Source organism: Aeromonas sp. MTB, from assembly GCF_056632455.1.
In genome coordinates this window covers 199648-225000 of the sequence record NZ_CP147026.1, presented here as the reverse complement: position 1 = coordinate 225000, position 25353 = coordinate 199648, and the positions used below count along the sequence as shown (strand labels likewise).

41 protein-coding genes (1 of these 41 only partly in view) are annotated in these 25353 nt (G+C 56.3%); 5 read left to right on the top strand and 36 right to left on the bottom strand.

The genetic code is table 11. The features are described from left to right. From WBR25_RS01090 to rpsJ, 27 genes are all read right to left on the bottom strand, one after another. Positions 1-640, bottom strand: partial view of a DNA-directed RNA polymerase subunit alpha gene (locus WBR25_RS01090; RefSeq protein WP_005307997.1) — the 5' portion only. It extends 350 nt beyond the left edge of the window; only the first 640 of its 990 coding nucleotides appear in the window; it begins with the start codon at positions 638-640; the stop codon falls past the left edge of the window. A gap of 25 nt (positions 641-665) precedes the next feature. Continuing rightward, positions 666-1286: a 30S ribosomal protein S4 gene (gene rpsD / locus WBR25_RS01085; protein WP_005340600.1), complete on the bottom strand. Its 621-nt coding sequence runs from the start codon at positions 1284-1286 to the stop codon at positions 666-668. A 39-nt stretch (positions 1287-1325) separates the two neighbouring features. Continuing rightward, a complete protein-coding gene (gene rpsK, locus WBR25_RS01080) occupies positions 1326-1715 on the bottom strand; it encodes a 30S ribosomal protein S11 (RefSeq protein WP_005307993.1) in 390 nt (129 codons plus the stop codon). Positions 1716-1729: 14 nt separating this feature from the next. After that, positions 1730-2086, bottom strand: coding sequence for a 30S ribosomal protein S13 (gene rpsM / locus WBR25_RS01075; RefSeq protein WP_005307991.1), 357 nt, complete (start codon positions 2084-2086; stop codon positions 1730-1732). A gap of 139 nt (positions 2087-2225) precedes the next feature. After that, the gene (gene rpmJ, locus WBR25_RS01070) at positions 2226-2339 is read right to left on the bottom strand and encodes a 50S ribosomal protein L36 (protein ID WP_005319705.1); all 114 of its coding nucleotides are present in this window, start codon (positions 2337-2339) and stop codon (positions 2226-2228) included. A 27-nt stretch (positions 2340-2366) separates the two neighbouring features. Then, the gene (gene secY / locus WBR25_RS01065; protein WP_005340602.1) at positions 2367-3695 is read right to left on the bottom strand and encodes a preprotein translocase subunit SecY; all 1329 of its coding nucleotides are present in this window, start codon (positions 3693-3695) and stop codon (positions 2367-2369) included. 8 nt (positions 3696-3703) lie between these two features. After that, positions 3704-4141, bottom strand: a complete 438-nt coding sequence (gene rplO / locus WBR25_RS01060; protein ID WP_005340604.1) for a 50S ribosomal protein L15 — start codon at positions 4139-4141, stop codon at positions 3704-3706. A 2-nt stretch (positions 4142-4143) separates the two neighbouring features. Beyond that, positions 4144-4323, bottom strand: coding sequence for a 50S ribosomal protein L30 (rpmD, locus tag WBR25_RS01055; RefSeq protein WP_005307985.1), 180 nt, complete (start codon positions 4321-4323; stop codon positions 4144-4146). A gap of 6 nt (positions 4324-4329) precedes the next feature. Further along, the gene (rpsE, locus tag WBR25_RS01050) at positions 4330-4830 is read right to left on the bottom strand and encodes a 30S ribosomal protein S5 (protein ID WP_005340605.1); all 501 of its coding nucleotides are present in this window, start codon (positions 4828-4830) and stop codon (positions 4330-4332) included. A 14-nt stretch (positions 4831-4844) separates the two neighbouring features. Then, positions 4845-5198, bottom strand: coding sequence for a 50S ribosomal protein L18 (gene rplR / locus WBR25_RS01045; protein ID WP_005340606.1), 354 nt, complete (start codon positions 5196-5198; stop codon positions 4845-4847). A gap of 9 nt (positions 5199-5207) precedes the next feature. Next, positions 5208-5741: a 50S ribosomal protein L6 gene (gene rplF, locus WBR25_RS01040; RefSeq protein ID WP_005340607.1), complete on the bottom strand. Its 534-nt coding sequence runs from the start codon at positions 5739-5741 to the stop codon at positions 5208-5210. A 13-nt stretch (positions 5742-5754) separates the two neighbouring features. Further along, positions 5755-6147: a 30S ribosomal protein S8 gene (gene rpsH, locus WBR25_RS01035; protein ID WP_005307980.1), complete on the bottom strand. Its 393-nt coding sequence runs from the start codon at positions 6145-6147 to the stop codon at positions 5755-5757. Positions 6148-6168: 21 nt separating this feature from the next. Then, positions 6169-6474, bottom strand: coding sequence for a 30S ribosomal protein S14 (gene rpsN / locus WBR25_RS01030; protein WP_005340609.1), 306 nt, complete (start codon positions 6472-6474; stop codon positions 6169-6171). A gap of 10 nt (positions 6475-6484) precedes the next feature. Then, entirely contained in the window at positions 6485-7024 is a 540-nt protein-coding gene (gene rplE / locus WBR25_RS01025) for a 50S ribosomal protein L5 (protein WP_005331162.1), read from the bottom strand. Positions 7025-7037: 13 nt separating this feature from the next. Beyond that, a complete protein-coding gene (gene rplX, locus WBR25_RS01020; protein WP_005307977.1) occupies positions 7038-7355 on the bottom strand; it encodes a 50S ribosomal protein L24 in 318 nt (105 codons plus the stop codon). A gap of 11 nt (positions 7356-7366) precedes the next feature. Continuing rightward, positions 7367-7735: a 50S ribosomal protein L14 gene (gene rplN / locus WBR25_RS01015; RefSeq protein WP_005307975.1), complete on the bottom strand. Its 369-nt coding sequence runs from the start codon at positions 7733-7735 to the stop codon at positions 7367-7369. A 147-nt stretch (positions 7736-7882) separates the two neighbouring features. Further along, positions 7883-8131 (bottom strand): 30S ribosomal protein S17, encoded by a 249-nt coding sequence (rpsQ, locus tag WBR25_RS01010; protein ID WP_005307966.1) that lies wholly within the window; start codon positions 8129-8131, stop codon positions 7883-7885. Next, positions 8131-8322 carry a 50S ribosomal protein L29 gene (gene rpmC / locus WBR25_RS01005; RefSeq protein ID WP_005307965.1) on the bottom strand — a complete coding sequence of 64 codons (192 nt, stop codon included), beginning with the start codon at positions 8320-8322 and terminating at the stop codon, positions 8131-8133. The genes rpsQ and rpmC overlap by 1 nt, the downstream gene beginning before the upstream one ends. Continuing rightward, complete coding sequence (rplP, locus tag WBR25_RS01000) at positions 8322-8735, bottom strand: 50S ribosomal protein L16 (RefSeq protein WP_005340612.1); 414 nt, start codon at positions 8733-8735, stop codon at positions 8322-8324. The genes rpmC and rplP overlap by 1 nt, the downstream gene beginning before the upstream one ends. Before the next feature lie 13 nt (positions 8736-8748). Beyond that, on the bottom strand, positions 8749-9462 hold the full coding sequence (rpsC, locus tag WBR25_RS00995; protein ID WP_005307962.1) for a 30S ribosomal protein S3: 714 nt from the start codon (positions 9460-9462) through the stop codon (positions 8749-8751). Between the two features lie 3 nt (positions 9463-9465). Then, positions 9466-9810 carry a 50S ribosomal protein L22 gene (rplV, locus tag WBR25_RS00990; protein WP_005319741.1) on the bottom strand — a complete coding sequence of 115 codons (345 nt, stop codon included), beginning with the start codon at positions 9808-9810 and terminating at the stop codon, positions 9466-9468. A gap of 10 nt (positions 9811-9820) precedes the next feature. Further along, a complete protein-coding gene (gene rpsS, locus WBR25_RS00985; RefSeq protein WP_005307960.1) occupies positions 9821-10099 on the bottom strand; it encodes a 30S ribosomal protein S19 in 279 nt (92 codons plus the stop codon). Positions 10100-10121: 22 nt separating this feature from the next. After that, a complete protein-coding gene (gene rplB / locus WBR25_RS00980) occupies positions 10122-10943 on the bottom strand; it encodes a 50S ribosomal protein L2 (protein ID WP_005340614.1) in 822 nt (273 codons plus the stop codon). A gap of 15 nt (positions 10944-10958) precedes the next feature. Next, positions 10959-11261 carry a 50S ribosomal protein L23 gene (gene rplW, locus WBR25_RS00975; RefSeq protein WP_005307955.1) on the bottom strand — a complete coding sequence of 101 codons (303 nt, stop codon included), beginning with the start codon at positions 11259-11261 and terminating at the stop codon, positions 10959-10961. Next, on the bottom strand, positions 11258-11863 hold the full coding sequence (gene rplD / locus WBR25_RS00970; RefSeq protein ID WP_005340616.1) for a 50S ribosomal protein L4: 606 nt from the start codon (positions 11861-11863) through the stop codon (positions 11258-11260). Before rplD ends, rplW begins: the two co-directional genes overlap by 4 nt. A 17-nt stretch (positions 11864-11880) precedes the next feature. Next, positions 11881-12513 carry a 50S ribosomal protein L3 gene (rplC, locus tag WBR25_RS00965; protein WP_005340620.1) on the bottom strand — a complete coding sequence of 211 codons (633 nt, stop codon included), beginning with the start codon at positions 12511-12513 and terminating at the stop codon, positions 11881-11883. Positions 12514-12535: 22 nt separating this feature from the next. After that, positions 12536-12847, bottom strand: coding sequence for a 30S ribosomal protein S10 (rpsJ, locus tag WBR25_RS00960; RefSeq protein WP_005307944.1), 312 nt, complete (start codon positions 12845-12847; stop codon positions 12536-12538). 356 nt (positions 12848-13203) lie between these two features. Here rpsJ and WBR25_RS00955 point away from each other — a divergent pair, with 356 nt between their 5' ends. Continuing rightward, positions 13204-14118, top strand: a complete 915-nt coding sequence (locus tag WBR25_RS00955) for a DMT family transporter (protein WP_005355344.1) — start codon at positions 13204-13206, stop codon at positions 14116-14118. Positions 14119-14155: 37 nt separating this feature from the next. Here WBR25_RS00955 and envZ read toward each other — a convergent pair whose 3' ends face one another. Both envZ and ompR read right to left on the bottom strand, forming a co-directional pair. Beyond that, a complete protein-coding gene (gene envZ / locus WBR25_RS00950) occupies positions 14156-15466 on the bottom strand; it encodes a two-component system sensor histidine kinase EnvZ (protein WP_139747017.1) in 1311 nt (436 codons plus the stop codon). Beyond that, entirely contained in the window at positions 15463-16185 is a 723-nt protein-coding gene (ompR, locus tag WBR25_RS00945) for an osmolarity response regulator transcription factor OmpR (RefSeq protein ID WP_005340625.1), read from the bottom strand. The genes envZ and ompR overlap by 4 nt, the downstream gene beginning before the upstream one ends. Before the next feature lie 249 nt (positions 16186-16434). Between ompR and greB the strand changes: the two genes are divergently transcribed. Next, a complete protein-coding gene (gene greB, locus WBR25_RS00940; protein ID WP_042081654.1) occupies positions 16435-16908 on the top strand; it encodes a transcription elongation factor GreB in 474 nt (157 codons plus the stop codon). 201 nt (positions 16909-17109) lie between these two features. Beyond that, on the top strand, positions 17110-19419 hold the full coding sequence (locus WBR25_RS00935) for a Tex family protein (protein ID WP_201947723.1): 2310 nt from the start codon (positions 17110-17112) through the stop codon (positions 19417-19419). Between the two features lie 70 nt (positions 19420-19489). Here the strand turns inward: WBR25_RS00935 and WBR25_RS00930 are convergent, their stop codons facing one another. From WBR25_RS00930 to bioH, 4 genes are all read right to left on the bottom strand, one after another. Beyond that, the gene (locus tag WBR25_RS00930; protein ID WP_201947721.1) at positions 19490-19768 is read right to left on the bottom strand and encodes a hypothetical protein; all 279 of its coding nucleotides are present in this window, start codon (positions 19766-19768) and stop codon (positions 19490-19492) included. Positions 19769-19853: 85 nt separating this feature from the next. Then, entirely contained in the window at positions 19854-20621 is a 768-nt protein-coding gene (locus WBR25_RS00925) for a putative metalloprotease CJM1_0395 family protein (protein WP_201947720.1), read from the bottom strand. A gap of 1 nt (position 20622) precedes the next feature. Then, positions 20623-20856, bottom strand: coding sequence for a flagellar basal body rod C-terminal domain-containing protein (locus tag WBR25_RS00920; RefSeq protein ID WP_005342675.1), 234 nt, complete (start codon positions 20854-20856; stop codon positions 20623-20625). 71 nt (positions 20857-20927) lie between these two features. Beyond that, the gene (bioH, locus tag WBR25_RS00915; RefSeq protein ID WP_421288056.1) at positions 20928-21692 is read right to left on the bottom strand and encodes a pimeloyl-ACP methyl ester esterase BioH; all 765 of its coding nucleotides are present in this window, start codon (positions 21690-21692) and stop codon (positions 20928-20930) included. Positions 21693-21730: 38 nt separating this feature from the next. Between bioH and WBR25_RS00910 the strand changes: the two genes are divergently transcribed. Together WBR25_RS00910 and nfuA are read left to right on the top strand one after the other, a co-directional pair. Then, on the top strand, positions 21731-22459 hold the full coding sequence (locus tag WBR25_RS00910) for a ComF family protein (protein WP_479749270.1): 729 nt from the start codon (positions 21731-21733) through the stop codon (positions 22457-22459). 80 nt (positions 22460-22539) lie between these two features. Then, positions 22540-23118 (top strand): Fe-S biogenesis protein NfuA, encoded by a 579-nt coding sequence (nfuA, locus tag WBR25_RS00905; RefSeq protein WP_479749269.1) that lies wholly within the window; start codon positions 22540-22542, stop codon positions 23116-23118. A 69-nt stretch (positions 23119-23187) separates the two neighbouring features. Here the strand turns inward: nfuA and gpsA are convergent, their stop codons facing one another. The 3 genes from gpsA to WBR25_RS00890 are packed head-to-tail and all read right to left on the bottom strand — an operon-like array spanning position 23188 to position 25147. Continuing rightward, the gene (gpsA, locus tag WBR25_RS00900; protein WP_429121475.1) at positions 23188-24192 is read right to left on the bottom strand and encodes an NAD(P)H-dependent glycerol-3-phosphate dehydrogenase; all 1005 of its coding nucleotides are present in this window, start codon (positions 24190-24192) and stop codon (positions 23188-23190) included. A 2-nt stretch (positions 24193-24194) separates the two neighbouring features. Continuing rightward, on the bottom strand, positions 24195-24665 hold the full coding sequence (gene secB, locus WBR25_RS00895; protein WP_005340639.1) for a protein-export chaperone SecB: 471 nt from the start codon (positions 24663-24665) through the stop codon (positions 24195-24197). 50 nt (positions 24666-24715) lie between these two features. Then, positions 24716-25147, bottom strand: a complete 432-nt coding sequence (locus WBR25_RS00890; RefSeq protein WP_005340640.1) for a rhodanese-like domain-containing protein — start codon at positions 25145-25147, stop codon at positions 24716-24718. Positions 25148-25353 lie beyond the last annotated feature (206 nt).

The following is a 25353-nucleotide window of genomic DNA, read 5'->3' as shown; positions in this document are numbered from 1 at the left end:
CAGGATCCAGGGTACCATTGGTCTCCATGTCGATGACCAGCTTGTCCAAGTCGGTACGCTGTTCCACACGTGCTGCCTCAACATTGTAGGCAATACGAACGATGGGGCTGAACGCGGAGTCCAGCAGCAGGCGACCAATAGGACGCTCTTCGTCATCGTTGTGAACACGAGCAGAAGCAGGCACATAACCACGACCGCGCTGAACTTTCAGGCGCATGCTGATTTCAGCATTGGCACCAGTCAGATGGCAGATTACGTGCTCCGGGTTTACGATCTCGACTTCATCACCGTGAGTGATATCACCAGCGGTAACGGGGCCTGTTCCAGACTTGGTCAGGGACAGAGTTACCTCGTCCTTGCCTTCCAGCTTCACAGCGATACCTTTCAGGTTGAGCAGGATTTCAAGAATGTCTTCCTGTACACCTTCTTTGCTGCTGTACTCATGCAGTACCCCGTCAATTTCGACTTCAGTAACTGCACAACCGGGCATAGATGACAGCAAAATACGACGCAGGGCGTTGCCCAGCGTGTGACCAAAGCCACGCTCGAGTGGCTCAAGAGTCACTTTCGCATGAGTCGGGCTAACTTGCTCGATGTCAACTAGCCGCGGTTTAAGAAAATCTGTTACAGAACCCAGCATTGTGTCCTCTCTTTAGAAGCTAGCTTTACTTGGAGTAAAGCTCGACGATCAGCTGTTCGTTAATGTCGGCAGACAGGTCGGAACGCTCTGGCAGACGCTTGAAAGCACCTTCCATTTTAGCGGCGTCAACCTCTACCCAAGTCGGCTTCTCACGCTGACCAGCAACTTCCAGGGAAGCTTTGATACGCGCTTGCTTCTTAGCCTTCTCACGAACGCAGATCACGTCCTCAGGGGAAACCTGGAAAGAAGGAATGTTCACAACGCGACCGTTTACCATGATGGCCTTGTGGCTCACCAGCTGACGAGATTCAGCACGGGTAGCGCCGAAGCCCATACGGTAAACAACGTTGTCCAAACGACCTTCCAGCAGCTGCAACAGGTTTTCACCGGTGTTACCCTTTTGACGGGCAGCGTCGCGGTAGTAGTTGCGGAACTGTTTTTCCAATACGCCGTAGATACGACGAACTTTTTGTTTCTCGCGCAGCTGAACACCGTAGTCGGACAGACGCGCTTTACGCGCACCGTGCTGACCAGGGGCGGTGTCAATCTTGCACTTAGAATCAATCGCACGAACACCTGACTTCAGGAAGAGGTCGGTGCCCTCACGACGGCTAAGCTTAAGCTTAGGACCGATATATCTTGCCATCTTCTTTCTCCAACAATCCTAGACCAAGTAGCTACAGCGTTATACGCGGCGCTTCTTGGGAGGACGACAACCGTTGTGCGGGATCGGAGTCACATCAGTAATGTTAGTGATGCGGAAACCAGCCGCGTTCAGGGCGCGGATGGAAGACTCACGACCGGGACCCGGACCTTTGACCATGACTTCCAGGTTCTTGACGCCATATTCTTTGGCCATCTCACCAGCGCGCTCGGCAGCTACCTGAGCAGCGAACGGGGTGGACTTACGAGAACCACGGAAACCGGAACCACCAGAAGTAGCCCAAGACAGAGCATTGCCCTGACGGTCAGTAATGGTCACGATTGTGTTGTTGAAAGATGCATGAACGTGCGCAATACCGTCGCTCACTTGCTTTTTAACGCGCTTGCGAGCACGAGTCGGAGTTTTAGCCATTTTCTACCTTCCCGTTACTTCTTGATAGCCTTGCGCGGACCCTTACGGGTACGAGCGTTGGTCTTGGTACGTTGACCACGAACAGGCAGGCTACGACGGTGACGCAAACCACGGTAGCAACCCAGATCCATCAATCGCTTGATGTTCATGGAAATCTGACGACGCAGGTCACCTTCAACGGTGAATTTACCTACTTGTTCACGCAGACTCTCGATCTGAGCTTCGTCCAGGTCTTTAATTTTCACATTCTCAGCGATACCGGCTGCGGCACAGATGGCCTTGGAGCGGGTACGACCGACGCCATAAATCGCAGTCAAAGCGATGACTGCATGCTTATGGTCAGGAATGTTAATGCCAGCGATACGGGCCACTATTCACTCCTACATATAGTAGATTACGACCACCACAAAGCCCGTGAGCGGATACGTGGCGGTCAACCAATACACAACAAAAGTTGGCTGGCTATATTAGCCAGCACAACTATTTGTTGCAAGTACTAACCGTAAAAAATTAGCCTTGGCGTTGTTTATGCTTTGGCTCGCTGCAAATCACACGCACCACACCGTGACGCTTGATGATTTTGCAGTTACGGCAGATTGCCTTAACGGAAGCACGAACTTTCATTGCTTAACTCCGTAACTACGCCGACCTTTAGCGGCCGTAGCCCTTCAGGTTGGCCTTCCTCAGGACGTCGCCATATTGATGAGACATCATATGGGTTTGTACCTGAGCCATGAAGTCCATGATAACTACCACGATAATCAGCAGCGAAGTGCCACCGAAGTAGAACTGTACGTTCCAGGCAGTCATCAAGAACTGGGGTACCAGACAGATAAAGGTTATATAGAGCGCACCTGCCAATGTCAGGCGAGTCATAACCTTATCGATGTAACGTGCTGTCTGCTCGCCCGGGCGAATCCCCGGGATAAAGGCTCCACTCTTCTTCAGATTATCTGCTGTCTCGCGGGGGTTGAACACCAGCGCGGTATAGAAGAAGCAGAAGAAGATAATGGCTGCTGCATACAGCATCTCGTAAAGCGGTTGACCCGGCTGCAGGACCATAGAGACCTGTTGCAGGATATCAGCTACTTTACCCTCGCCCTGACCAAACCAAGAGGTAATGGTCCCCGGGAAGAGGATGATACTGGATGCGAAAATCGCAGGAATCACACCAGCCATATTCACTTTCAACGGCAGGTGTGTGCTTTGCGCGGCAAATACCTGGCGGCCTTGTTGACGCTTGGCATAGTTAACGACGATACGACGCTGACCACGCTCCACGAACACCACAAAGTAAGTCACTGCGAAAACAATCAAGCCCAGCAACAACAACAGCAGGATGTGCAATTCCCCTTGACGTGCCTGTTCGGCCGTAGCGCCAATGGCATGCGGCAGACCAGCAACGATACCTGTGAAAATAATCAACGAGATACCATTACCAATCCCACGCTCGGTAATCTGTTCACCCAACCACATCAAAAACATGGTACCGGTGACCAGACTCACAACCGCTGTGAAATAGAAGCCCAAACCCGGATTAGTCACGAGTCCATGCATCATATTCGGCAGACCGGTTGCAATACCAATGGCCTGGAAAGTTCCCAAAACCAGCGTGCCCCAACGGGTATATTGGCTAATCTTGCGACGGCCGGATTCACCTTCTTTCTTGAGTTCAGCAAGAGCGGGGTGAACCACTGTCAGCAGCTGGATAATGATCGATGCCGAAATGTACGGCATGATCCCCAACGCAAGAATAGAAGCACGCGAGAGTGCACCACCACTGAACATGTTGAACATCTCAATGATGGTGCCCTTCTGTTGCTGGAACAACTCGGCCAGTACGGCGGCGTCAATACCAGGAATCGGCACATAAGAGCCTGCACGGAAAACGATAATCGCCCCGAGAACGAAGAGCAGACGGCTCTTCAGTTCACTCAGACCACCCTGTGCTTTAACATCCAATCCTGGTTTCTTAGCCATTGTACTGATTATTCCTCGATTTTACCGCCAGCGGCCTCGATGGCTGCGCGTGCACCTTTGGTGACGGACAGACCACGAACGGTCACAGCACGGTCAATGTTGCCTGACAGAACAACTTTAGCGAACACGATGTTCTTAGTAACAACACCGGCTTGCTTCAGAGTGCTCAGGTCGACCACATCACCTTCTACCAGGGCGATTTCGTTCAGACGCACTTCGGCAGAAACCAAAGATTTGCGAGAGAAGAAACCGAACTTCGGCAGACGGATTTTCAAAGGCATCTGGCCGCCTTCGAAACCGTTGCGGACTTTACCGCCACCGGAACGAGAGGTCTGGCCTTTAACACCACGACCACCAGTCTTGCCCAAGCCGGAGCCGATACCACGACCACGACGTTGTTTTTCAGGCTTGGAACCAGCGGCCGGAGACAGAGTGTTCAGACGCATGCTTAGCCCTCCACCTTAACCATGTAATAAACCTGGTTGATCATGCCGCGTACGCAAGGAGTATCTTCCAGCTCAACGGTGTGACCAATGCGACGCAGACCCAGACCACGCAGAGTCGCCTTGTGCTTTGGCAGACGGCCGATAGAGCTGCGAGTTTGAGTTACTTTTACAGTGTTAGCCATGTCGCATTACCCCAGAATTTCTTCAACGCGCAGACCACGCTTGGCAGCGATCTGTTCCGGTGATTGACCGTGAACCAGAGCGTCTACAGTAGCGCGAACAACGTTGATTGGGTTGGTGGAACCGTAGGTCTTGGCCAGCACGTTGTGGATACCGGCAACTTCCAGAACAGCACGCATAGCGCCGCCTGCAATGATACCAGTACCTTGGGAGGCCGGCTTCATGAACACGGTGGAGCCAGAGTGAACACCACGCACCGGGTGGTGCAGAGTGCCGTTGTTCAGCTCAACCTTGTTCAGGTTACGCTTAGCCTGTTCCATTGCTTTTTGAATAGCAGCCGGAACTTCACGGGCTTTACCGTAACCGTAACCTACACGGCCGTTACCATCACCCACCACGGTCAACGCGGTGAAGGACATGATACGACCACCTTTAACAGTTTTCGAAACACGGTTTACTGCAATGAGCTTTTCTTGCAGTTCGCCGGCTTGAGATTCGACTTTAGCCATCTTCGACTCCTAGCTTAGAACTGAAGACCAGCGTCACGTGCGGCAGCTGCCAGGGCAGCGATGCGACCGTGATACTTGAAACCGGAACGATCGAAAGATACGTTCTGAACGCCTTTGGCAATAGCACGCTCAGCGATAGCCTTACCTACAGCGGTAGCAGCATCTGCGTTACCGGTGTATTTCAGAGCTTCACTGATGGCTTTCTCTACTGTGGAAGCAGAGGCCAGAACTTCGGAACCGTTGGCTGCAATAACCTGCGCATAGATATGACGCGGGGTACGGTGAACAACCAGACGGGTAGCTCCCAGTTCCTGCATCTTTTTCCGAGCACGAGTAGCACGACGGAGACGAGCTGCTTTCTTGTCCATAGTGTTACCTTACTTCTTCTTAGCTTCTTTAGTACGCACTTGCTCGTTGGCATAGCGTACACCCTTGCCCTTGTAGGGCTCCGGAGCGCGGTAAGCACGGATATCGGCGGCGACTTGGCCAACCAGCTGCTTGTCGACGCCACGCAGAACGATTTCTGTAGCAGTCGGGCACTCAGCGGTCACACCAGCCGGCAGCGCATGCTCTACCGGGTGAGAGAAGCCCAGAGCCAGCGCAACAGCATTGCCCTTGATGGAGGCTTTATAACCTACACCAACCAGCTGCAGCTTGCGCTCGAAGCCTTGGGTAACACCGATTACCATGTTGTTGACCAATGCACGGGCAGTACCGGCCTGAGCGTCAGCACCAGCGATGCTGCCGCGCGGGGCGAACTTCAGTACATTGTCTTCTTTGGTCACTTCTACACCGGCGTGAATAGAGCGAACCAGAGAACCTTTACCACCTTTGATGGTCAGTTCCTGGCCGTTCAGAGTCACCTCTACGCCAGCAGGAATAGTGACGGGTGCCTTAGCAACACGAGACATTTCCTACCTCCTATTAAGCGACGTAGCAGATGATCTCACCGCCCATGCTTGCTTTGCGAGCAGCACGGTCAGTCATCACACCTTTAGACGTGGACACGATAGCAACACCGAGACCGCCCATAACTTTCGGCAGATCAGTAGTGCGCTTGTAAATACGCAGGCCTGGACGGCTTACGCGTTGGATCAGTTCTACAACTGGCTTGCCCTGGAAATATTTCAGTTCAATTTCCAGTTCCGGCTTCACGTCACCAGCTACGGAGTAGCCAGCGATGTAACCTTCTTCTTTCAGCACTTTGGCGATAGCCACTTTCAGCTTGGAAGAAGGCATGGAAACCGCAACTTTGCTCGCCGCCTGACCGTTACGGATGCGGGTCAGCATATCCGCGATCGGATCTTGCATGCTCATAAGTCTAACTCCCGAGATTCGTTACCAAGAAGCCTTCTTCAGGCCCGGAATTTCGCCCTTCATGGCATGCTCACGCACCTTGATGCGAGACAGGCCAAACTTGCGCAGGAAACCGTGCGGACGACCAGTAATATTGCAACGGTTACGCTGGCGGGACGGACTGGAATCACGGGGCAGCTGTTGCAGTTGCAGTACAGCATCCCAACGCGCTTCTTCAGAAGCGTTCATGTCAACGATGATAGCTTTCAGCTCGGCACGCTTGGTCGCGTACTTGGCTACCAGCTTGGCACGCTTTGCTTCGCGCGCTTTCATGGATGTTTTAGCCATAACCCTAACCTTACTTGCGGAATGGGAAGTTAAAGGCAGCCAGCAGAGCACGGCCTTCTTCATCGGTATTCGCGGAAGTGGTGATGGTGATATCCAGACCACGGACGCGATCGACTTTGTCATAGTCGATTTCCGGGAAGATGATCTGCTCACGCACGCCCATGGAGTAGTTACCACGACCATCGAACGCTTTAGCGTTCAGGCCACGGAAGTCACGGATACGCGGTACGGAGATGCAGATCAGCCGTTCCAGGAACTCCCACATACGCTCGCCACGCAGGGTTACTTTACAACCTATCGGGTAGCCTTCACGAATCTTGAAGCCCGCAACAGATTTGCGAGCTTTGGTGATCAGCGGCTTCTGACCGGAAATGGCAGCCATATCGGCAGCAGCATTTTCCAGCAATTTCTTGTCAGAGATCGCTTCACCAACACCCATGTTCAGGGTGATTTTCTCGATCCGAGGGACTTGCATGATAGTCTTGTAACCGAACTGCTTGGACAGTTCATTTACTACATCGGATTTGTAGTAATCATGCAGTTTCGCCATCGTTAAACTCCAATTACTTCACAAGTTCGCCGGTGGATTTGAAGAAACGGACTTTTTTGCCGTCTTCAATCCGGAAACCAACGCGGTCAGCTTTGCCAGTGGCAGAGTTGAACAGCGCTACGTTTGATACATCGATGGGGGCTTCTTTGGTGACGATACCGCCAGCCTGACCCAGTGCGGGTACCGGCTTCTGGTGTTTCTTCACCTGGTTGATGCCTTCCACGATTACCTTACCTTTTGCAATCAGGACTTGAGTGACTTTGCCACGCTTGCCCTTGTCTTTGCCGGTAAGAACAATCACTTCGTCTTCGCGACGGATTTTAGCTGCCATCGTTCGACTCCTTACAGTACTTCGGGTGCCAGGGACACAATCTTCATGAACTTCTCATTACGCAGTTCACGGGTCACCGGGCCAAAAATACGAGTACCGATTGGCTGTTGGTTGTTGTTAAGCAACACAGCCGCATTGTTGTCGAAACGGATGACAGAGCCGTCCGGACGACGAACGCCTTTACGGGTGCGTACGACCACCGCGTTATACACATCACCTTTCTTCACTTTACCGCGAGGAATGGCTTCCTTGATGGAAACCTTGATGATGTCGCCGATGCCGGCGTAACGGCGGTGCGAGCCACCCAGAACCTTAATACACATTACACTGCGAGCGCCGGAGTTGTCGGCAACACCCAGCATACTTTGCATCTGGATCATCTTAGTGCTCCGCTTTGTTTACTTCTTATCCCTAATGGGATCTGGCTGCCTTCAAAAGGCGCGAAACTATAACACAGGATTTTCAGAAAAGGTAGCCTAAAAAACAAACGGCCCCTTAAAGGGGCCGCTTGGACTACAAAGTACCGATTAGGCCTTTTCTACAACGGCAACCAGGGTCCAGGACTTGGTCTTGGACAGCGGGCGGCATTCGCGGATTTCCACGAGGTCGCCAGCTTTGCACTCGTTGTTTTCGTCATGTACGTGCAGCTTGGTAGTGCGCTTGATGATCTTACCGTAGATCGGGTGCTTTACCTTGCGCTCGATAGCAACAGTGATGGACTTGTCCATCTTGTCGCTGATTACACGACCTTGCAGAGTACGGATCTTGTCAGTCATTACGCACCTGCCTTCTCAGTCAGTACAGTCTTGATACGTGCGACGTCACGACGCACTTGTTTCAGAGTGTGAGTCTGAGCCAGCTGGCCGGTGGACGCTTGCATGCGCATGTTGAATTGCTCACGCAGCAGGCCCAGCAGCTCCTGGTTCAGTTCTTCGACGCTCTTTTGACGCAGATCTTGGGCTTTCATCACATCACCGTCTTAATTACGAAAGTGGTCTGAACAGACAGCTTAGCTGCGGCCAGGGCAAACGCTTCACGCGCCAGAGCCTCAGGTACACCGTCCATCTCGTACAGAACCTTGCCAGGCTGGATCGGGCAAACCCAGTATTCCACGTTACCCTTACCTTTACCCATACGAACTTCGAGGGGCTTTTCGGTGATGGGCTTGTCCGGGAACACACGGATCCAGATCTTACCTTGACGCTTAACGTGACGGGTCATGGCACGACGGGCTGCTTCGATTTGACGAGCAGTCAGTTGACCACGGGATGTCGCCTTCAGGCCAAAGGTACCGAAGGATACTTCGTTACCAGAGGTGGCCAGACCGCGGTTACGACCCTTGTGGGTCTTGCGGAATTTAGTACGCTTAGGTTGCAACATTTACCGAATCTCCTTACTTAGCAGCGCGGCGCTTGTTGTCACGCTTGGGCTTTGCAGGAGCTTGCTCTTGAGCAGCGGCAGCGTTAACAGCAGCCAGACCGCCCAGAACTTCGCCCTTGAAGATCCAAACTTTAACGCCGATCACACCGTAAGTGGTGTGGGCTTCAGAAGTTGCGTAGTCGATGTCGGCACGCAGGGTGTGCAACGGCACACGACCTTCACGGTACCATTCGGTACGCGCGATTTCAGCGCCGCCCAGACGACCGGAAACTTCCACTTTGATGCCCTTGGCACCCAGGCGCATTGCGTTCTGTACGGCGCGCTTCATAGCACGACGGAACATTACACGACGCTCCAGCTGGGAAGTGATGCTGTCGGCAACCAGTTTGCCATCCAGCTCCGGCTTGCGGACTTCGGAAATGTTGATCTGAGCAGGCACGCCAGCAATAGTGGCTACAGCTTTGCGCAGCTTCTCAACGTCTTCGCCTTTCTTACCGATGACAACACCCGGACGAGCGGTGTGAATGGTCACACGGATGCTCTTGGCCGGACGCTCAATGGTGATCTTGGACAAGGACGCGTTTTTCAGTTCCTTGGTCAGGAACTGGCGTACTTGAAAATCGCTGTACAGGTTGTCAGCGAAGTCTTTGGTGTTCGCGAACCAGGTAGAATTCCAAGGCTTGGTAATACCCAGGCGAATGCCATTAGGATGTACTTTCTGACCCATTGCTTATCTCCCAGCCTTAGCGTCGGATACCACTACAGTGATGTGAGCGGTACGCTTGAGGATACGATCCGCACGACCTTTGGCACGCGGACGGATGCGCTTCATGGAGGGACCTTCGTCGACCATGATAGTAGCAACACGCAGCGCGTCGATATCGGCGCCTTCGTTGTGCTCAGCGTTTGCAATGGCAGATTCCAGCACTTTCTTAACCAGCACTGCAGCCTTTTTCGGGCTGAAGGTCAGGATATTCAGAGCCTTGTCTACGGACAGACCACGTACTTGATCGGCTACCAGACGAGCTTTCTGGGCAGAAGTACGGGCATAACGGTGTTTAGCGATAGCTTCCATCATTTATCCCTTAGCGCTTCTTAGCCTTCTTATCAGCAGCATGGCCGCGATAAGTACGAGTCGGTGCGAATTCACCCAGTTTGTGACCGATCATTTCTTCGGTAACGAAAACCGGAACGTGCTGACGACCATTATGGACAGCGATGGTCAAACCGATCATGTTCGGGATGATCATTGAACGACGGGACCAGGTTTTAACCGGCTTTTTATCCCCGCTTTCCACCGCTTTCTCTACCTTCTTCAGCAAGTGCAGGTCAATAAATGGACCCTTCTTGAGAGAACGTGGCATGGTGATTCCTCTATGTTAACAATTACTTGTTACGACGACGTACGATGTACTTGTCGGTACGCTTGTTCTTACGGGTCTTGAAGCCTTTAGCCTTCTGGCCCCATGGGGACACAGGCTGCATGCCCTTGTTACGACCCTCACCACCACCGTGCGGGTGGTCAACCGGGTTCATCGCCATACCGCGAACGGTCGGACGAATACCACGCCAGCGGTTTGCACCGGCTTTACCCAGTTGACGCAACATGTGCTCGGAGTTACCGACTTCACCGATGGTAGCGCGGCACTCGGCCAGAACTTTACGTACTTCGCCGGAACGCAGACGCAGAGTTACATAGTTACCTTCACGAGCCAGGATCTGGATGAAAGTACCAGCGGAACGAGCCAGCTGGGCACCTTTACCAGGCTTCATCTCTACAGCGTGAACGGTAGAACCAACCGGGATGTTGCGCATCGGCAGGGCGTTACCTACCTTGATGGCTGCATCAGCACCAGAAGCGATCGCGTCACCAGCTTTCAGGCCTTTCGGAGCCAGGATGTAACGACGCTCACCGTCTGCATACAACACCAGAGCGATGTTAGCGGTACGGTTCGGATCGTATTCCAGGCGCTCTACTTTAGCCGGGATACCGTCTTTGTCGCGCTTGAAGTCGACGATACGGTAGTGCTGCTTGTGACCACCACCGATATGACGGGTAGTGATACGGCCGTTGTTGTTACGACCACCGGACTTGCTTTTGCTGTCCAGCAGAGCGGCGAAGGGCTTGCCCTTATACAGCTCTTGATTGACGATCTTGACGACGTGGCGGCGGCCCGGAGAAGTAGGCTTGCACTTAACGATTGCCATTTTTGAGAACTCCTCTTACTCGGCTGCGCCCATGAAGTCGATGTCCTGACCAGCTTTCAGGGTCACATAAGCCTTTTTCCAATCGGAACGACGGCCTACGCGTGCACCTGCGCGCTTGGTCTTACCCTTCATGTTCAGGGTACGGACGGTCTCAACTTCGACCTCGAACAGTTTCGCAACTGCAGCTTTGACTTCCGCCTTGGTAGCATCAACAGCAACTTTGAACACGATAGTGTTCTGCTTTTCTGCAACCATGGTGCTCTTTTCAGAGATGTGCGGAGCCTTCAGAACTTTCAGCAGACGCTCTTCACGGATCATGCCAGCATCTCCTCGATTTGCTTAACTGCGTCAGCAGTCATCAGAACCTTGTCGAAAGCGATCAGGCTGACCGGGTCGATACCGGCAACGTCACGCACGTCAACTTTGTACAGGTTGCGAGCAGCCAGGAACAGGTTCTCATCGACTTCAGCAGTCACGATCAGAACGTCAGTCAGTTCCATTTCTTTCAGCTTGGCGATCAGTTCTTTGGTCTTCGGAGCTTCGATGCCGAACTTCTCAACAACGATCAGGCGCTCTTGACGTACCAGCTCGGACAGAATGCTACGGATAGCGCCGCGGTACATCTTCTTGTTTACTTTCTGGCTGTGATCTTGCGGCTTAGCAGCAAAAGTCACACCACCGGAACGCCAGATGGGCGAACGGATGGAGCCAGCACGGGCACGACCAGTACCCTTCTGACGCCACGGCTTTTTGCCGCCACCAGACACTTCAGAGCGAGTCAGCTGCGCACGAGTACCCTGACGGGCACCAGCGGCATATGCAACGACGACCTGGTGAACCAGAGCTTCGTTGAATTCGCGCCCGAAGGTAGTCTCGGAAACTTCAAGAGCGCTCTTGGCGTCTTTCATTACCAATTCCATTACTATCTCCTCAGACGTTACGCTTTGACGGCAGGTTTGACGATCACGTTGCCGTTGGTTGCACCCGGTACTGCACCTTTGATGAGCAGCAGGTTGCGTTCAGCGTCAACACGAACCAGTTCCAGGTTCTGAGTCGTTACACGCTCAGCACCCATGTGACCAGCCATCTTTTTGCCCTTGAATACACGACCCGGAGTCTGGTTCTGACCGATAGAACCCGGAACGCGGTGAGACAAGGAGTTACCGTGGGTCATATCCTGGGTGCGGAAGTTGTGGCGCTTAACAGTACCAGCAAAGCCCTTACCTTTGGATGTGCCGGTAACGTCTACCAGCTTAACGTCAGCGAGAAGATCTACTTTCAGCTCGCTACCAACAGTGAAAGTTTCACCGTTGTTCAGGCGGAATTCCCACAGACCGCGACCGGCTTCTACACCAGCTTTGGCGAAGTGGCCAGCTTCCGGCTTGGTCACACGGCTGGCTTTCTTGGCGCCAGTGGTAACCTGAATAGCGTTGTAGCCGTCGGTTTCTACAGATTTGACCTGAGTTACACGGTTAGCTTCAACTTCGATAACAGTCACCGGGATAGAAACGCCATCTTCAGTGAAGATGCGAGTCATACCCACTTTGCGACCTACAAGACCGATTGTCATTGTTATCAACCTCTTTCCGTAATTAACCCAGGCTGATCTGGACGTCTACACCAGCTGCCAGATCCAGACGCATCAGGGCGTCTACGGTCTTGTCAGTCGGCTCAACGATGTCTACCAGACGCTTGTGAGTGCGGATCTCGTACTGATCACGCGCATCTTTGTTGACGTGCGGGGAGATCAGGACGGTGAAGCGCTCTTTGCGAGTCGGCAGCGGAATAGGACCGCGAACCTGCGCGCCAGTGCGCTTAGCAGTTTCAACGATTTCCGCAGTGGATTGATCAATCAGGCGATGATCAAAAGCCTTCAGGCGGATACGGATTCTTTGGTTCTGCATTGACAGAGCTCCAATAGATAAAAGAACATAAATCAACACCGCCCGACCGAGATTGCTCCCGCCAGAGGTGTGATTTTTCACGTTTCCCCCCATATCGGGAGGACTGTATGGCTGGCTCCTGTAAACAGGAAACTCAGCAGCAGACATATCGTCTGGCTTACCTCATGGGTAAGCGGAGGGGATTATACGGATTTTTCAAATTTGCGCAAGGGAGAACGAACAGATTATGCGCAGTTTTATGTGACAGATGGATCTCGCCTGCGGCAACGCACTCTGCTGCCAACACCAAGGTAACGACAATGTTACAAGCAGACTGGTAGACTGTGTGCTTGCCTCTGTCAGTGGAACGACATCCCATGCTCAAAGATCAAAAGAAAGCATATCAGTATGGCCTTTGCGCCGTTGCCCTCTGGTCGACGGTCGCCACAGCCTTCAAGATCTCCCTCGCCTATTTCGAACCTGTGCAACTGTTGCTTGTGGCCGCCTTCACCTCGACTCTCACGCTGACAGCCGTCGTCGCCAAACAGGGCAAACTGCCGCTGCTGGGAAGCTACATCAAGGCCCGCCCTTTCTACTACCTGACTCTGGGCGTGCTGAACCCCTTTCTCTATTACCTGTTGCTATTCAAGGCCTATGACCTGTTGCCTGCCCAGCAGGCACAGACCCTCAACTACACCTGGGCCATTACCCTCAGTCTGCTGGCCGTCCCCTTCCTCGGCCAGAAGCTGCGTCGGCGCGATGGCGTCGCCATCGTGCTCGGCTACTTTGGCGCACTGGTGATCGCCACCAGAGGGGATGTATTCGGCCTCCAGTTCGACAGCCCCCTCGGCGTGACGCTGGCGCTGGTCTCGACCCTCATCTGGGCCAGCTACTGGATCCTCAACACCCGCAATCAGGGCGATCCCATTGTCAGCCTGTTGCTCGGCTTTATGATCAGCCTGCCTTTTATCGTCGTTGCAACCTGGTTGCTCTCCGATTTTGCCATGACCGCCTGGCAGGGATGGGCTGGAGCCATCTATGTGGGACTGTTCGAAATGGGCTTCGGTTTCGTGCTCTGGCTGATGGCGCTGCGCCATGCCACCAACACGGCCCCCATCAGCAACCTCATCTTTATCTCGCCGTTTGCCTCACTGGTGCTGCTCAATCTGCTGATCGGCGAAGCCATCCATCCGGCCACCCCCATCGGGTTGGCGCTCATCGTTGCCGCCCTGCTGATCCAGCAGCTCAAGTACGGCAAACGCTATCGAGCATCAGTCGAAACCAAGAGCTGACCATGCAGAAGGGCGTATCAACGGATACGCCCTTCTCTCAATCCATCCACTCCTGTGGCTGATGTTTCGGCAGCCGCATCTCGACCAGCAGGCCGCCGAGCTCCGAACTTCCCAACCGGATAGTGCCATGGTGCTGGGCGACTATCTTGGCCACGATAGCCAACCCCAAGCCACTGCCGCCAACGGTCCGCGCCACATTACCCTGAGTAAACGGCTTGAGCACCCGGGAGTAGTCCTGCTCCGGAATGCCGGGGCCATCATCGGAAAGGCGCAAGCGCACCCAGTGTCCATCGTCCTTCAACTCGGCATGCAAACGGCTCGCCCCATAACGCTGCGAGTTGCTTGAGAGGTTGTTCAACACCCGCCGGATACTGACCGGATTGCAGGCCACCCGCACCGCCTCTTGCGGCAGCGCCAGATCAACTTCCAGTCCCTGCTCCGAGTAGATCAGCAAGGTATCGTGCACCAGCTGGGTCAGGTCGATCGGCTCCAGATCCTGGCCTTCATCCGGACGGATGTAATCGATGAACTGATCGATGATGGCATTGGACTCATCGATATCGGCGTTGATGCTCTCCTTGAGGTACTCGTCACCAGAGGACATCATCTCGGTCGCCAGCCGGATGCGGGTCAGCGGGGTACGCAGATCGTGGGAAACCCCCGCCATCATCAGGTTACGCTCTTCGATCAGGCTCTTGATGGAGTGGGACATATGGTTGAAGGTGCGGGTCAGTCGCCGCACTTCCCGTGATCCCAGCTCCCCCAGCGCCTCGGGGAAATGGCCTCTGGCAACAGCAACGGCACCAGCCTCGAGATCCTCGAGCGGGCGCACCAGCTGGCGGGCAAAGCGCCAGGCCGCAAACAGGGTGATCACCAGCAGCACGCTCAGATAGATGATGAGGGGTTCGATATCGTCATCTTCAATCTCGGTCAGCGGGATCCGCACCCAGATTTTGCTGGCCTGGGGCGGCTGGATCCAGATGATGTAGTGATCCTGGATCTCGACCCGCACCTTGGCCGGGCCACCCAGCTCGCGGCTGATGTTCTCCTCCAGATAGGGGTATGGCTTGGCCTCGTTGAAGCCATGCTGCACCGCCTCGCTCTGGGTATAGATATCGGTACCGGTCGTCACATAGACCAGCGCCTCGGCATCTTCACTCAGCGCCAGTTGTTCAGTGTTGACCGGAAAGATCAGCTTGACCTGATTGGCCAGCAAGTGACTGATCTGCTTGACGGTTGGCGCCAGCAGATAGTTGTAGAAGGTGACGTAGGAGACTGCTTGATAGACCACCAGAACGGCGGCCAGAAACCAGAGCATGCGTGAGAACATGCTGCCGACCTTTTTCATGCACCGTCACCATCTGGCACGAACACATACCCCAGACCCCAGACGGTCTGCAGATAGCGGGGCTGGGCCGGATCCTGTTCCAGCAGGCGGCGCAGGCGAGAGACCTGCACGTCGATGCTGCGCTCGGTGGCGGTGTATTCACGGCCACGGGCCAGATTCATCAGCTTGTCGCGGGAGAGCGGCTCGCGCGGATGGCTGACCAGCACCTTGAGCACCGCAAATTCACCGCTGGTGAGCGCCATCGGCTCGCCATCCCGACTCAGCTCGCGGGTCGCGAGATTGAGTTGAAAAGCCCCGAAGTTGACCACCTTTTCTGCAGCAGAGGGAGCCCCCGGCAGCTCGACGGTATGGCGGCGCAGCACGGCACGGATCCGCGCCAGCAGTTCGCGTGGGTTGAACGGCTTGGGCAGATAATCATCGGCCCCCATCTCGAGTCCGACGATGCGATCCACTTCATCCCCCTTGGCGGTGAGCATCAGCACCGGGATCTGGTTACCCGCTTCCCGCAGACGGCGGCAGATGGAGAGCCCATCCTCCCCCGGCAACATCAGGTCGAGCACCATCAGGCTGAAGTTTTCACGAGTCAGCAAGCGATCGGCCTGCTCGCCATTGGCCACGCCGCGCACTACGAATCCCTGCTCGGTGAGATAGCGCTCCAACAGGGAACGTAATTTCAGGTCATCGTCCACGACCAGGACCTTGTATTGCTGCTGACTCATTGCTTTGCCTCTTCATTCTTTAGCTGCCCCCAATACTAGGGGGGGATATAGCGGGAGCAAAGCACAAATATGTTACCGGTTATTACCCGTCCCGAGAGCGTGACGGCCATCAAGTCACTGCGCTGGCCAGCGACTCCCTGAACGGCGCCAGCCGAACCATCACGATTTCCCTCGACAGCAAGAGGACAAAAGCTAATATTCCCGAGCAGTTAGCGATGAATACCCCTCTTTGACCAGGTCCGCATCACCATGAAGACAAAGCTGATCACCCGCGAAGGCTACAACAAGCTGAAAGAAGAGCTCGATTTCCTCTGGCGCCAGGAGCGCCCCGAGGTCACCAAGAAGGTGGCATGGGCCGCCAGCCTGGGGGATCGCAGCGAAAATGCTGACTACCAGTACAACAAGAAGCGGCTGCGGGAGATCGATCGGCGGGTGCGTTACCTGCGTAAATGCCTCGAAGAGCTGGGGATCGTCGACTATGCCCCCGCGCAGGAGGGCAAGGTCTTCTTCGGTGCCTGGGTCGAGGTGGAAAACGATGAGGGCGAGACCAAGCGCTTTCGCATCGTCGGCTATGACGAGATCTTCGAGCGCAAGGATTACATCTCCATCGACTCCCCCATGGCCCGCGCTCTGCTCAAGAAAGAGGTCGGTGATGAGGCCATCGTCCGTACGCCAGTTGGTGACGTCTGCTGGTATATCAACGAGATCAGCTACCCCAAATAGCCGGACTACTGGTGAGCTGCTTGCCACAGGCACATCCTGAGTCACAGGTGCAATGGCAAGATATGCGCCCTCCCCTGCGACTTATCAGTCTGACTGGTGCAGACCCCGGCGCAGGGTGGCATCCCGCAACACGACCCCATATAGTGCTCACACTTGGCGCCTGATGGCGCGGACTCGACCACAGAGGCCCTCAACAACATCATGATGCAAACCATAGAGAGACAGATTGCCGGTGAGCTCCATGCTCGCCCGGAGCAGGTGCAGGCCGCAGTGCGCCTGCTGGATGAAGGCTCGACCGTGCCCTTTATCGCCCGTTACCGTAAAGAGGTGACCGGCGGTCTGGACGACAGCCAACTACGTACTCTGGAGAGCCGTCTCGGCTATCTGCGTGAACTGGAAGATCGCCGTCAGGTGATCATTCGCTCCATCGAAGAGCAGGGCAAACTGACCCCCGAGCTGGCCCGCGAATTGAATGGCGCCGACAGCAAGACCCGACTGGAAGACCTCTATCTCCCCTACAAGCCCAAGCGCCGCACCAAGGGGCAGATGGCGATCGAAGCCGGGTTGGAGCCGCTTGCCAACCTGCTGCTCAGCGACCCGATGCAGGATCCCGAGCAAGCTGCAGCCACCTTCCTCAATCCCGAACAGGGCATTGCCGACAGCAAGGCGGCCCTCGACGGCGCCCGCTATATCCTGATGGAGCGCTTCGCCGAGCAGGCCGACCTGCTGGAGAAGCTGCGCGACTACCTGTGGCAAAATGCCACCCTGCGCGCCCGCGTGGTGGCAGGCAAGGAGCAGGAAGGGGCCAAGTTCAAGGACTATTTCGAACACGACGAACCCCTGCACAAGGCCCCCTCCCACCGGGTGCTGGCCATGCTGCGCGGCCGCAATGAAGGGATCCTCAATCTGGCGCTGGTCACCGGTGAGGATGAGGCTGCCAGTCCCTGTGAAGGGATCATTGCCCACCACCTCAAGCTCAATCTGCAGAACCGCCCGGCCGACAAATGGCTGCAAGGGGTGGTGAGCTGGACCTGGAAGATCAAGTTGTCGCTTCAGATGGAGACCGAGCTGATCGGCCGTATCCGCGAGTCGGCAGAGGAGGAGGCGATCAAGGTGTTCGCCATGAACCTCAAGGATCTGCTGATGGCGGCCCCGGCCGGCATGCGCTGCACCATGGGGCTGGATCCGGGCATCCGCACCGGGGTCAAGGTGGCCGTTGTGGATGCCACCGGCAAGCTGGTCGATCACGCCACCATCTATCCGTTCGAACCGAAACGCCAGATTGATCAGAGCCTCAAGACCCTGAGCGAGCTGTGCCAGAAACACAAGGTCGAGCTCATCAGCATCGGCAACGGCACCGCCTCGCGGGAGACCGACCGGCTGGTCAGCGACCTGTTCGAGCGCTACCCCGCCGCTAAGGCGCAGAAGATAGTCGTGAGCGAAGCGGGGGCCTCGGTCTACTCCGCCTCCGAACTCGCCTCCCAGGAGTTCCCGGATCTCGACGTCTCAATCCGTGGCGCCGTCTCCATCGCCCGCCGCCTGCAAGACCCGCTGGCCGAACTGGTCAAAATCGATCCCAAGAGTATCGGGGTGGGCCAGTATCAGCACGACGTCGGCCAGAGCCAGCTGGCCCGCCGGCTGGATGCCGTGGTTGAGGATTGCGTGAACGCGGTCGGGGTGGATGTGAACACCGCCTCGGTCGCCCTGCTCAACCGGGTTTCCGGCCTCTCCCAAACGTTGGCCCAGAACATCGTCGCCTACCGGGATGAGCACGGCGCATTCAAGAGCCGTCAGCAATTGCTGAAAGTAAGCCGACTCGGCCCCAAAGCCTTCGAACAGTGCGCCGGCTTCCTGCGCATTCGCGGCGGCAGCAATCCCCTCGACAGCTCAGCGGTACACCCGGAGTCCTATCCGGTCGTGGAGCGGATCCTCGCCAAGCTGGAGCAGACCGTGGAGAGCCTGCTCGGCAACAGCAGCCTGCTGCGCAGCCTGAAACCGGCCGACTATACCGATGAGCAATTCGGCGTACCTACCGTCACCGACATCATCGGCGAGCTGGACAAGCCGGGCCGCGACCCGCGCCCCGAGTTCAAAACCGCGACCTTCAAGGAAGGGGTGGAGCAGATCAGCGACCTGGTGCCCGAGATGGTGCTGGAAGGGGTGGTCACCAACGTCACCAACTTCGGTGCCTTCGTCGATATCGGTGTTCATCAGGACGGGCTGGTGCATATCTCCTCCCTGACCGACCGTTTCGTCAAGGATCCCCGTGAGGTGGTCAAGGCGGGCGACATTGTACGGGTAAAGGTGCTGGAAGTGGACGCCCCGCGCAAGCGGATTAGCCTGACCATGCGCCTCGACGAAAAGGCAGGGCAACCCGCCCGCAAGCCGGCTGAAGCGCGCAACAGCAGTGCCGGCAACACCAAGCCAAGAAATGAGCCGCGCCAAAGCCCCCCTGTGGGTGGTGCCATGGGCAACGCCTTCGCGGCGGCGCTCTCCAAAGCGAAAAAGTAACGAAACCTTCCAGAAGTCCTCTGAATGCAAAAAGCCCCACAAGGGGCTTTTTTACACGCGAAGCTCAGGATCACTGCGTCAGGGCAGCAAGTATGCTCTCGGGCTCTACATGCTGGGCCAGCACCTCCCGCAGTCGATTGAATGCCTTGCAGGCCTCTTGCGGATACTTGCCGTAAGAGACAACGCCGGTGTGGCTCCAGCCAGCCGCCAGCATCACTTTCTTCTTGAAACTGGTTCCTTCAGTTCCCCCTCCCCCGAGCTGCATCAGAAACTGCTCCATCTGCAGGTGGGGGGGCGGTACACGGGAGAAGGTGGTGAAATCTTCCGCTTTGACTTCATCGAAATGCATGACAGCTCCTGTGAAATTGGAATGGGCCTGATCTTCAGGTTAGTTGCAAAACAGGCAAAGCAGCTGAAAGTTTGGCGAGAGTGATTCAGATATGCAGACTGAGGGACTGGGTCGAGGCCGGGCTGACAGCCTGTTGATAGTGGCCCGCGATGACGCTGTTGCGCTTGTCCATATAGGCACTCAGCACGCCGCCCGATTTTGCGCTCTGCTCGGCCATCAGCTCTTTGCGCGCCTTGGCTTCACTGGCGGCGGCGCTGCGCGCGACGGCCAGATCCTGCGCAGAAGGCTCGGCAGGCGCCAGCGCTGCAGCGCGGATCTGCTGCATCTTGGCGATGGTGGCGGCAGGATCACCGGGGACTACACTGGTATCGATCTGGACTTCGCCACCCGTTGCATAACGCTTGCCATCCGGCCCTTGCGTAAACTGATAGGTGGGTGAGCTGGCGTACTCTCCACCCGCAGACTGGTGGGCCTGTTCGTGGGCTCGCACCTCCTTGTCACGCTCGACAAGATCCTGAACCTGCTGCTCTTGCCGCTGTTGCTGCTCCTGCTGTTTGGGATCTTGCTGCTTGCGCTGACCCTCTTCACCAGTTGCCTCAACAAAGCGATTGTCTGGCAGTGTTGTCGGGGCTAATTGCCCGGTTTCACGGCTGTTCTGGGAGGTCTGATTGCTGGAGGCCTGACCGGCTTTGGATTTCTCTTTCTGGGAGCCGACTTCAGATTCGGCAACGGAAGCTTGGCCCGCTCGGGCCTGCGGGATCAGTTCTGCCCGGCGATTATCCGTCCTCGCCGCTTCCACCTGGGGTTGCAGCTGTGTCGGGATAAGGGGAGGCAGACTGACATTGATGTTCATCTCACACCCGGATGTCGATCAGGGTTCCCATCATCTCGCTGGCAGTCTGCACTACCTTGGCGGAAGCGCCAGCCTGTTGCTCGGCCACCTTGAGATTGACAAGCTCATCGGTCACTTGCACCTGATCCCCGCTGGGGGTGTTGAGGCGGGCAATCTGATTGGATGCCTTGTCGGCAATCTGCTCGGCTCGCTGAAATCCCTGTACCCCGCTGTTGAAAGCAGAATCAATACGCATGGTGTTACTCCTCTGGTCACAGTTTAATTATCCGCCAGACCAGAGGATTAATGAAGCTTGCAGGCTATTTTTTAGCCAACAAAATCTCGAACGATTTCAATGAATTCGTCAGGGTGGGAGATAAAAGGTGCGTGTGAGGCCTTATTGAGGGTCACGCTGCGGCTGGCAGGGTAGAGATCATCCAGCATAGGAATGGCCGCCTTGGGCACCAATGAATCCAGTCGGCCATAGATCCGCAACCAGGACAGATCCAGCTCCCGCAGCGGTTCGCGCAGGTCAATCTCGGCCAACAGCGTCAATCCGGCCTCGAGTGCGGCAAACTGGGGCGCCGGGCGCTCGGCCAGCCAGTGGCGCAACTGACGGATATCATCCCGGGCATGTTCGCTGCCCATAGCCTGGATCGCCAGAAAGCGCTCTATGGTCTGGCGAAAATCCCCCGCCAGCATCTGGTTGAAACCGGTCAGTACCTTGGGAGCGATCCCCGGCCACTCATCACGGGCCATGAAACAGGGGGAGCTGGCCACGGTGATCAGGGAGTGCAGCCGATCGGGATGCGTCAGCGCCAACTGGCTTGCCACCAGACCGCCGAGCGACCAGCCAAGCAGATGACACTTCTGCGGCAAGATGGCGACCACCTGCTCGGCAAGCCAGGGCAGGCTGTAATCCACCTCGTCTGCCAGCGGGCTGTTGCCAAAGCCGGGCAAATCTACCAGATGAACCCGATAGTGGGACGCCAACTGTTGGGCAACACCATGCCAGACCGCGCCGTTCATCCCCCAACCGTGCAACAGCACCAGATCGGGCCCCTGGCCAAACTGCTCTACCGATATGCTCATCTAGACTCAAGATCCCTGTTCATGCTCTTGGGGTCAGCATGTTAAAGCGACTGCTCGCTAAAGCAAGCCCGCTGCTCGGCAGCCACGGTGACTGGCAAGGGAGCTGCCTGCTCTGCCATCAGCCTTGCGACAACGAGCCCCTGCTCTGCAGCTGGTGTCGGCAGGCGCTACACCAGCCACAGCCGAGATGCCGCCTCTGCGCAGCACCGCTGGCTGACTATATAGAAGAGAGCATACCGGTCTGCGGCCGCTGCCAGCGCAGACCTCCCCCCTGGGAGCGGTTGCAGGTGATCGGCGACTACCAGGCTCCCTACCCCATGCTGATCCCCCGGCTCAAATATTCCGGCCAGATCCTGCTGGCGCCGCTACTGGCACGCCTCTTGGCCGATCATCTGGATAGCCGCGAGCCGCCGGAGGCGATCATTCCGGTTCCCCTGCACTGGTGGCGGCAGTGGCGGCGCGGGTTCAATCAGGCGGAGGAGATCGCACAAGCCCTTGGCGAGTTCACCGGTATTCCCTGCGACAACACTCTGTTGCAACGCATCAAGGCGACCCCGCAACAAACAACCCTGAGCGCCGGGCAGCGGCGGCGCAATCTGCGCGGGGCATTCCGGATCCGCTCCCACCAATACCGTCATGTCGCCCTGCTCGATGACGTCGTGACCACAGGCGCCACCGCTGGGCAGCTCAGCCGTTTGCTCCATGAGAGCGGCATCACAAAGGTGGAAGTGTGGGCGATCTGTCGTACCCTGCGGCACAACAAGTAGCCATCGGCATGCTACCCAAGCATTAATAACCGCGTTATCATGAATACCCTAGTCGTACACTCAGGTTTATGAGGATAGTGATGATCAGCATTTCCGACGCCGCCCAGGCCCATTTCCGTAAACTGCTGGAAAAACAGCCTGATGGCACCAATATCCGGGTGTTTGTGGTCAATCCGGGAACCCAGAATGCCGAGTGTGGCGTATCGTATTGCCCGCCCGATGCCGTGGACCCGGAAGATCAACATCTGCCCTTCAGCGGCTTCGACTGCATGGTCGATCCCCTGAGCGCCCCCTTCCTGGTGGATGCCACCATCGACTTCGTGACCGATCAGATGGGCTCCCAGCTCACCCTGAAAGCACCGAACGCCAAGATGCGTAAAGTGGCCGATGACGCGCCGCTAATCGAGCGCATCGAATACGTGTTGATGTCCGAAGTGAACCCCATGCTGGCCGGTCACGGTGGCAAGGTAACCCTAGTCGAGCTGACTGAAGACAAACTGGCCATCCTGCAGTTTGGCGGCGGTTGCAACGGTTGCTCCATGGTCGATTACACCCTGAAAGAGGGGATCGAGAAGCAACTGCTGGAGAAGTTCCCTAGCGAGCTCAACGGTGTGAAAGATGCCACCGAGCACCAGCGCGGCGACCACTCCTACTACTGATTTGCAGCCCTTGCAGCAAAGAAAAGGCCCCGCCATCTGGCGGGGCCTTTTGCATGGGCAATTGGCAGATTACTCGTCCTTCTTGTCTCGCGACAGCAGGGCGATGGCCGCCTCTTTCGGGTTCTTACCCTCGTAGAGCACCTTGAAGATCTGCTCGCAGATGGGCATCTCGACGCCGCAGCGGGCCGCCAGCAGATGCACCTCTTTGGTGTTGCGATACCCCTCCACCACCTGACCGATCTCGGTCATGGCGGTGTTCACATCCTTGCCAGCCCCGAGGGCCAGCCCGAAGCGACGGTTGCGCGACTGGTTGTCGGTACATGTGAGCACCAGATCCCCGAGCCCCGCCATCCCCATAAAGGTTTTGGCATCGGCACCCAGCGCCGCACCCAGACGCTGCATCTCCACCAGACCCCGGGTGATGAGCGCGGTTCTGGCATTGGCGCCAAACCCGAGCCCGTCGGAGAGACCGGCACCGATGGCGATGACGTTCTTCACCGCCCCACCCAGCTGTAGACCGACGAAGTCCGGATTGGTATAGACCCGGAACGAGCGGCCACAGTGCAGCAGGTGGGAGAGATCGTCGGCGAACTCGTCGTGAGTCGAGGCGACCGAGATGGCGGTCGGCAAACCGGCAGCCAGCTCCTTGGCGAAGGTGGGGCCGGAGATGACCGCCAGCGGCATCTCGTCACCCAGCACTTCACGAGCCACATCCTGCAGCAGACGGCCACTGTCCGGCTCCAGACCCTTGGTGGCCCAGGCGATACGGGTATCGGGGCGCAAGAAGGGCTTGATCCGGGTCAGCACATCGCCAAATACATGGCTCGGCACGACCAGCAGCAGCACGGGGGCAGCCTGTACCGCATGTTGCAGATCCGCAGTTAGCTGCAGATCTGCAGGAAAAGGGACATCAGGCAGAAAAGCCTTGTTGCAGCGGTCTTGTTCCAGCTCGGCGACATGAGCAGGGTCGTGACCCCACAGCAGGGTCGGATGACCGTTGCGCGCCAGAGAAATGGCAAGGGCGGAGCCATAAGACCCCGCCCCCAAGACCGAGATAGCGATCTGGTCAGCCATTATCAGGCTTCCGCAGTCGCCTGCTGGGCCTGTGCTTGCGCCATGTGCTGGGCAAACAGGGCATCGAAGTTGACCGGTGCCAGGTTCAGCTGCGGGAAGGAACCCTTGCTCACCATGTTGGCCACGGCTTCGCGGGCATATGGGAACAGGATGTTCGGGCAGAAGGCAGCCAGGCAGTGAGCCAGTTGCGGCTCCGGCAGGTTACCGATGGTGAAGATACCAGCTTGCTGTACTTCGCACAGGAAGGCGGTTTCGGTTTCCAGTTTGCAGGTTACGGTCAGGGTCAGGACAACCTCATACACGTTCTCAGCCAGGATGTTGGTCTTGGTATCCATATCCAGCTTGACGTCCGGCTGCCACTCTTTCTGGAAGATGTGCGGGGTGTTCGGCGCTTCGAAAGAGACATCCTTGGTGTAAACACGCTGGATGTGGAATTCCGGTTGTACTTCCTGGTTGTTGATCTCGTCAGCCATTTCGTTTGATTCCTTGTTATATGGATAAGTGGGCTCAGGCCCTGCTTAAATCAGCGTTTCTTGGTTACCGGCAGATTTTCTGCACGCCATTGGGCCATGCCACCGCCGAGCACGTAAACCTGCTTGAAGCCAGCTTTGCTCAGCTGACGGCCCGCGCCGCCCGCAGTCATTCCCGACTCGCACACCACTATGATGGGGGCATCTTTATGCTTTTCAACCGGGCCCAGATTATTGCTCTGGATCTGAGTCAGCGGCAGGTGCTGGGCACCGGCCAGATGGCCCTTGGCATACTCTTCCTGACTGCGAATATCCACCACGGTGGCATTCTCGCGGTTGATCAGCAGGGTCGCGGTGTGGTTGTTGACGGTTTTTACCGGGGACAAACGGGCACGCACAGTGGTGTAAACCAGGGTGCCAGCCAGACCCAACCAGGCTGCGGTCAGCAGCGGGTTACGGGCCGCAAAATCCAAATACTCTTGCATCTTCTACTATCCAGGGACCAAGACAAGGGCCCGAGTATACATGGGGGTATTGATAAGATCAGCCATCTTGGCGGCAAAGCGCGAGCATGCTCCCATCATCATTGGGCTGCGAGCATGGCAGGAAAGGCGTGGCTTGCGGGGCCACGGGAGCGCCCCTTGGCTATCAGGTGACTATTTCGGCAGATGTAGTAATATTACGCTAGTTT

Coding starts and splice junctions, on each gene's coding strand:
- WBR25_RS00910 (WP_479749270.1), top strand. CDS start 21,731: ATGTTAAAGCGACTGCTCGCTAAAGCAAGCCCGCTGCTCGGCAGCCAC.
- WBR25_RS00955 (WP_005355344.1), top strand. CDS start 13,204: ATGCTCAAAGATCAAAAGAAAGCATATCAGTATGGCCTTTGCGCCGTT.
- rplE (WP_005331162.1), bottom strand. CDS start 7,024: ATGGCGAAACTGCATGATTACTACAAATCCGATGTAGTAAATGAACTG.
- WBR25_RS00935 (WP_201947723.1), top strand. CDS start 17,110: ATGATGCAAACCATAGAGAGACAGATTGCCGGTGAGCTCCATGCTCGC.
- rplF (WP_005340607.1), bottom strand. CDS start 5,741: ATGTCTCGTGTTGCTAAGGCACCCGTCACTATTCCTGCTGGCGTAGAG.
- rplO (WP_005340604.1), bottom strand. CDS start 4,141: ATGCGTCTGAACACTCTGTCTCCGGCCGCTGGTTCCAAGCCTGAAAAA.
- secB (WP_005340639.1), bottom strand. CDS start 24,665: ATGGCTGACGAGATCAACAACCAGGAAGTACAACCGGAATTCCACATC.
- rplN (WP_005307975.1), bottom strand. CDS start 7,735: ATGATCCAGATGCAAAGTATGCTGGGTGTTGCCGACAACTCCGGCGCT.
- bioH (WP_421288056.1), bottom strand. CDS start 21,692: ATGAGCATATCGGTAGAGCAGTTTGGCCAGGGGCCCGATCTGGTGCTG.
- rplW (WP_005307955.1), bottom strand. CDS start 11,261: ATGATCCGTGAAGAGCGTCTGCTGAAAGTTCTGAAGGCTCCGCACATC.
- rpsH (WP_005307980.1), bottom strand. CDS start 6,147: ATGAGCATGCAAGATCCGATCGCGGATATGCTGACCCGCATCCGTAAC.
- rpmD (WP_005307985.1), bottom strand. CDS start 4,323: ATGGCTAACACTGTAAAAGTAACTCAAACTCGCAGCTCTATCGGCCGT.
- WBR25_RS00925 (WP_201947720.1), bottom strand. CDS start 20,621: ATGAACATCAATGTCAGTCTGCCTCCCCTTATCCCGACACAGCTGCAA.
- rpsE (WP_005340605.1), bottom strand. CDS start 4,830: ATGGCTAAAGTCGAATCTCAAGCCGGCGAACTGCAAGAAAAGCTCATT.
- WBR25_RS00920 (WP_005342675.1), bottom strand. CDS start 20,856: ATGCGTATTGATTCTGCTTTCAACAGCGGGGTACAGGGATTTCAGCGA.
- rpmJ (WP_005319705.1), bottom strand. CDS start 2,339: ATGAAAGTTCGTGCTTCCGTTAAGGCAATCTGCCGTAACTGCAAAATC.
- envZ (WP_139747017.1), bottom strand. CDS start 15,466: ATGAAAAAGGTCGGCAGCATGTTCTCACGCATGCTCTGGTTTCTGGCC.
- rpsC (WP_005307962.1), bottom strand. CDS start 9,462: ATGGGTCAGAAAGTACATCCTAATGGCATTCGCCTGGGTATTACCAAG.
- rpsK (WP_005307993.1), bottom strand. CDS start 1,715: ATGGCTAAAACTCCGACTCGTGCTCGCAAGCGCGTTAAAAAGCAAGTG.
- WBR25_RS00890 (WP_005340640.1), bottom strand. CDS start 25,147: ATGCAAGAGTATTTGGATTTTGCGGCCCGTAACCCGCTGCTGACCGCA.
- WBR25_RS00930 (WP_201947721.1), bottom strand. CDS start 19,768: ATGCATTTCGATGAAGTCAAAGCGGAAGATTTCACCACCTTCTCCCGT.
- rplR (WP_005340606.1), bottom strand. CDS start 5,198: ATGGACAAGAAAGCAGCTCGTCTCCGTCGTGCTACTCGTGCTCGGAAA.
- rpmC (WP_005307965.1), bottom strand. CDS start 8,322: ATGAAAGCCCAAGATCTGCGTCAAAAGAGCGTCGAAGAACTGAACCAG.
- greB (WP_042081654.1), top strand. CDS start 16,435: ATGAAGACAAAGCTGATCACCCGCGAAGGCTACAACAAGCTGAAAGAA.
- rplC (WP_005340620.1), bottom strand. CDS start 12,513: ATGACAATCGGTCTTGTAGGTCGCAAAGTGGGTATGACTCGCATCTTC.
- rpsQ (WP_005307966.1), bottom strand. CDS start 8,131: ATGACTGACAAGATCCGTACTCTGCAAGGTCGTGTAATCAGCGACAAG.
- rpsJ (WP_005307944.1), bottom strand. CDS start 12,847: ATGCAGAACCAAAGAATCCGTATCCGCCTGAAGGCTTTTGATCATCGC.
- ompR (WP_005340625.1), bottom strand. CDS start 16,185: ATGAGTCAGCAGCAATACAAGGTCCTGGTCGTGGACGATGACCTGAAA.
- rplX (WP_005307977.1), bottom strand. CDS start 7,355: ATGGCAGCTAAAATCCGTCGCGAAGACGAAGTGATTGTTCTTACCGGC.
- gpsA (WP_429121475.1), bottom strand. CDS start 24,192: ATGGCTGACCAGATCGCTATCTCGGTCTTGGGGGCGGGGTCTTATGGC.
- rpsS (WP_005307960.1), bottom strand. CDS start 10,099: ATGCCACGTTCTCTCAAGAAGGGTCCATTTATTGACCTGCACTTGCTG.
- rpsD (WP_005340600.1), bottom strand. CDS start 1,286: ATGGCAAGATATATCGGTCCTAAGCTTAAGCTTAGCCGTCGTGAGGGC.
- rpsN (WP_005340609.1), bottom strand. CDS start 6,474: ATGGCTAAAACATCCATGAAAGCGCGCGAAGCAAAGCGTGCCAAGCTG.
- rplP (WP_005340612.1), bottom strand. CDS start 8,735: ATGTTGCAACCTAAGCGTACTAAATTCCGCAAGACCCACAAGGGTCGT.
- rplD (WP_005340616.1), bottom strand. CDS start 11,863: ATGGAATTGGTAATGAAAGACGCCAAGAGCGCTCTTGAAGTTTCCGAG.
- rplV (WP_005319741.1), bottom strand. CDS start 9,810: ATGGAAGCTATCGCTAAACACCGTTATGCCCGTACTTCTGCCCAGAAA.
- nfuA (WP_479749269.1), top strand. CDS start 22,540: ATGATCAGCATTTCCGACGCCGCCCAGGCCCATTTCCGTAAACTGCTG.
- rplB (WP_005340614.1), bottom strand. CDS start 10,943: ATGGCAATCGTTAAGTGCAAGCCTACTTCTCCGGGCCGCCGCCACGTC.
- secY (WP_005340602.1), bottom strand. CDS start 3,695: ATGGCTAAGAAACCAGGATTGGATGTTAAAGCACAGGGTGGTCTGAGT.